Source organism: Asaia sp. W19 (assembly GCF_003994335.1).
In the GTDB taxonomy this organism is placed as follows: domain Bacteria; phylum Pseudomonadota; class Alphaproteobacteria; order Acetobacterales; family Acetobacteraceae; genus Asaia.
This window is the reverse complement of the sequence record NZ_PNQZ01000007.1, coordinates 1-4,223: the sequence shown is the minus strand read 5'-3', so window position 1 is coordinate 4,223 and position 4,223 is coordinate 1. Positions and strand designations below refer to the sequence as shown.

Sequence of the window (4,223 nt, the reverse complement as noted above, 5' to 3'; positions counted from 1 at the left end):
CTCAAAAAGACCTATGCAGACGCGGCAAGTCAGGCCGGTTCCTACGGGCTCGACGGCAACGCGCTTAACGACAAGTTCAGCGCGCTCTATCGGGAAGGGTACGAGCAGAACATGCGCAGCCTGAGCGAGAGCGGGCAATCGGTGAAAGCCCGGCTTCTGGCAGCCCAGGGCGATCAGCAGGGCGCCGATCTGCTCGATTTCGATCTCTCGGCGTCCCAGCAAAAGCGTCAGCTCGCCGAAAGCTGGAAGGGCTTTCTCGGCGAGGCCTATACGGGGAACCAGACCTATCTCGACCAGGCGACCGCGCTCGAAAAGACCCTCGCGGCCGAGCGTCTCGCCATCCAGAAAAGCTACGCCGACAAGGCCGCCGCCGCTGCCAAGGCAGAGGCCGACGCCAAGACGCAGGCGATCAAGGCCCTGCGCCAGGAACATCTGCGCGCGGCGGACGAAGCACGGCAGCAGCGCGACCAGGTAGCCAACACGGTGGCGTCGGTCATCGGCAATCTGGTCGATTTTGCCAACGGGCTCAATCTGTCGAGCTACTCGCCTCTTTCGGCCGAGGCGCAATACCGGGCGGCCAATGACAATTTCCGATCGGTTGCGAGCAAGGCCCAGCAAGGCGATTACGAGGCGGTGCAATCCCTGCGCAGCACGGCAGAGGCGTTTCTCGCCCAGAGCCAGAGCTATAACGGCTCGGGGCGGGAATACGCGGTGGACTTCAACGCCGTCCAGCAGCTGGCTCAAACGGTAGGAACGCTCAAGCCGAATGTCCTCACGGAATCAGCGTTCAAGACGACAGTGGATGGCAGCACGCAATCCCTGTCCGGCGCGCTCTACAAGCTGCTGGAGACGGCGAACAAGCAGCTTGACATCGCCAATCGGCAACTCGCCGAGCAGCGGCATCAGGCTCAAGGCAGGGCGGCATGAACGGGCCGCTCTTTCATACGGTCGAGATCGATGCGGAGCGCCCGCTCGCGGTGGCCTTCGACCGGGGCTACGGCACACGCGCGGCTGGAACCCTCACGCTTTTGCCGTTCCGGCGGAGCATCATCGACACGCTGCGCCTGTCCGATGGGGGCTATGTCGATGAACACGGAACGCCCTATCCGCCCTTGCTGACCGATGCTTTCTCGATCGATCGGCGGCTTGATCTCTCGCCAGCCTCGCCCTCCGTGCGCGAGAGCTGGGGGGCGATCACCCTCGCCAATCCCGATGGACGGTACGACGCCCTGATCCGCGATCGCGTCATCGACCGGATGCCCATCCGTATCAAGGCGGGCAGCAGGACGCATGACCAGGCGCGCCAGATCGATCTCGACCCGCCAGGCTCTGCCCTCACCCCCGTATTCAGCGGGCTGGGCAGTCCCTGGCAGCCTGATCGGCTTGGCGTGCAGATCGCGCTGCGCGAGGTGTCGGGCTGGCTCGATGAAATCATGATGCCAGTCGGCAGCTATGCCGGTTCGGGCCGGTTCGGCGGAGATAGCAACGTCAAGGGGCGCTCGATGCCCCGTCTGCGCGGTACCGCGCTCAATCTGACGCCGGTGCTGATCGATACGGTCAATCTCGTTTATCAGATCAGCGACGGGCCGGGTTCGGTCACGGCGCTCTATGAAGGCGGTTTTGCCGGGGGCATCGCTTATGCCGGTTCCGTGGCCGATCTCTATGGAGCGCCCCCGGCGCCGGGCACCTGGCAGATGCAAAGCAGTTCGTCCGGTCTGTTCGTGCGTCTCGGCACGAAGCCGGTCTATGCGATCACGGTCGATGCGGTCGGCAATTTCCCCTCCGGCGCCGCACCGCGCACGCTCCTGCCGTTGCTGCGCCAGATGCTGATCGAGGATCTGACCATGCCGGGACACTGGCTGTCCGGCTCATGGGAGGATACGCGCGAGGCGGGCTGGTATTGGGATGGCAGCCAGGCCGTGACAGGGCGGCAGGTTGTCAACGCCTGGCTTTCGGGTCTGGGCATCCGGCTTGTGCCGAGCCATGAGGGCACACTCGCCCCCGTGGCCCTGCAGATGCCGGGCGCAGCGCCCGATCGCCGGTTCACCTCAGACCATGTGACGGCGCTCGCGGGGCTGACGCTCGATGCCGGGCTCGCCCCGCCGCCTTATCGGTGGCGGATCGGCTATGCGCATAACCACACCCTGCAACAGGGCGGCAGTGGCCTGCATCCGCGCATCACGGCCGAGCGTCAGAGCTTCGTACTGCAGGAAGACCGTGTGGCGAGCTGGTATCTGCCCGCCATCAAGCTGCGCTATCGCCAGTCCAGCGATCTGCCAGTCATCCCGACCGCGCTTGTGAACGAGCCGGATGCCCATGGCGTTGCGGATGCGCATGGCGCGCTCTGGGGAACCGAGCGCCATCTCTGGAGCGTCACGCTTCCCAGAAGCCTCGCGGGCGGGATCGATCTGGGCCAGGCCCTGCGCCTGGTGCTGCCCGCCCCCGGCCTGCGCGAGGGGGCGACCGGCCTCGTGGTGGGTGAGCAGATCCGCTCGGCCGAGGCAACCGTGACCCTGACCGTTCTGGTCTAGGGCCACCCCAAAACACCGACACTGCAAACGATTGGAGAATCGGCCATGGCCGAGGCCTGGACCTGCGCGTTCGGCGCGGAAAACGCGCTGATGGGCGCGCGCCTGCAGGGCAACGCACAGCTGCCCGAACTGCCCCTGGAGAACTTGCAAAACGACCAGGGCGCCCCCTCGGCGGCCTGGCGCGTCTCGGGCAAGGAAGCCTATCTCATCGCCTATCTGCCACGGCCCATCCTGTGCCGGGGCTTTTCGTATCATCGCACCAATCTCACGGCAGGCGCCCAATACTCGCTGGTAGCGCGCAACGGTTCCAATCCGGTGTTTCTGAGCGGGATGCAGGCGGCCAACACGGCATCGGGGCAGTTCCTGGTTGTGTTTCCGAGCGAGATGGCCATTACCCAGATCGATATCGCGCTCACCGATCAGGGCAATCCTGACGGCTTTTTGTCCCTCCCGCTCGCCTATCTCGGGCCGCTCTGGCAGCCCGCGCGCAATATGAGCTGGCAGGGCAGCGAAGGCCGCCAGAATACGATCGATGAAGCCACGAGCCTGTCGGGGGTCGAGTACCCCACTCTGCGCTATCGCCAGCGCGTGCTGTCCATCGATCACCAGTCGCTCGGCGCAGACGAACTGCCGATGATCCGCGCGATCGGCGCCACGGCCGCAACCGGCCGCAATATTCTGTTCGTGCCCGATCTTTCGGCACCCGACCGTAACAGCGCCATGGTTTTCGGTCGGCTGACGCCGGGCGACGTGACCTGTCCTGCAGGCGCTGCCGATCGGCGCGCCACGACCATGACCATCAGGGAGCGCCTGTGATGCCCAAACTCGCCTCTTTCGTGCTCGAGGCCTCGAATAATCCGGGAACCGGCCCCTTTGCCCTGAGCGGTGCGCCAGCCGGTCGGCGCGGGTGGAGCGGCGCGTTTGAGGATGGCGAGGTCTATTACTGCGCCGATGACGGTACGCAGGCCGAATGGGGGATCGGGCGGCTCACGCATGGCACGCCCGCCGTCATCACGCGCGACAAGGTGCTGGGCACGACGCAGGACCGGACGGACAGGCTCAATTTCACGGGGCTGGTCTATGTCTATTCCGACCTGCCCGCCGAGGCCGTACCCCCGCCCGTTACGCAGGGGATCAAGACTCTGCCTGAATCGGTCTGGACCAGTGCCCTGCAGACGCTGGGAAGCCTGGACGTGACGGCGAGCGGCACGACGCTCCGGGCCGAATTCGCGGCCAATCTGCAAGTCGTACCGGATGCCACAGCCTCCGGCTCGTGGCTGGCCGTGCGCACGGTCATCGGGATCTGGACGGTGGATGCGCAGGGCAACAGCCCGGCCCAGCCCATGGCCGCGACAGGGGCGAACACGCGGATCGATCGGTCTTACGCCCAGACCGTCACAGCGCGGTTCATGGCCACGAATCTGACACCCGGCACGAAGCTGCGGATCGGAGCGAGCGTGCAGGTGCTCACGGGGAGCCAGGGCAGCACGCCTCTGACTCTCAAGATGACCGATGCGGCCTTCACCTGGATCTCGGTCTGACTGGCAGGAATGAGGATACCCATCATGAGAGTGCAGGAAACCTGCCTCGGCGCAGCGCTGGCCCTATGGGCMTGCCTGCTTCTGGCGTTGCCTCCGGCGGATCTGACATGGCCCGGCCTTGGGGCGTTGCTCGCCATTCTGCCCCGCGCCG

The 4,223-nt window shown here is 65.7% G+C and carries 3 protein-coding genes and 1 pseudogene; all 4 read left to right on the top strand.

Features of this window, described 5'->3' with window-relative positions; genetic code table 11:
* Positions 1-927 (top strand): annotated as a pseudogene (locus C0V97_RS18250) (hypothetical protein); the annotation flags it as partial.
* Entirely contained in the window at positions 924-2,531 is a 1,608-nt protein-coding gene (locus tag C0V97_RS01560; protein ID WP_127100078.1) for a hypothetical protein, read from the top strand. The pseudogene C0V97_RS18250 and the gene C0V97_RS01560, both read left to right, overlap by 4 nt.
* 45 nt (positions 2,532-2,576) lie before the next feature.
* The gene (locus C0V97_RS01555) at positions 2,577-3,347 is read left to right on the top strand and encodes a hypothetical protein (protein WP_127100076.1); all 771 of its coding nucleotides are present in this window, start codon (positions 2,577-2,579) and stop codon (positions 3,345-3,347) included.
* The gene (locus C0V97_RS01550) at positions 3,347-4,072 is read left to right on the top strand and encodes a hypothetical protein (RefSeq protein ID WP_127100074.1); all 726 of its coding nucleotides are present in this window, start codon (positions 3,347-3,349) and stop codon (positions 4,070-4,072) included. Before C0V97_RS01555 ends, C0V97_RS01550 begins: the two co-directional genes overlap by 1 nt.
* The last annotated feature ends 151 nt before the right edge of the window (positions 4,073-4,223 follow it).

Excerpts from the sequence above, each read along its gene's own strand:
- C0V97_RS01560 (WP_127100078.1), top strand. The coding sequence starts at position 924 with ATGAACGGGCCGCTCTTTCATACGGTCGAGATCGATGCGGAGCGCCCG.
- C0V97_RS01555 (WP_127100076.1), top strand. The coding sequence starts at position 2,577 with ATGGCCGAGGCCTGGACCTGCGCGTTCGGCGCGGAAAACGCGCTGATG.
- C0V97_RS01550 (WP_127100074.1), top strand. The coding sequence starts at position 3,347 with ATGCCCAAACTCGCCTCTTTCGTGCTCGAGGCCTCGAATAATCCGGGA.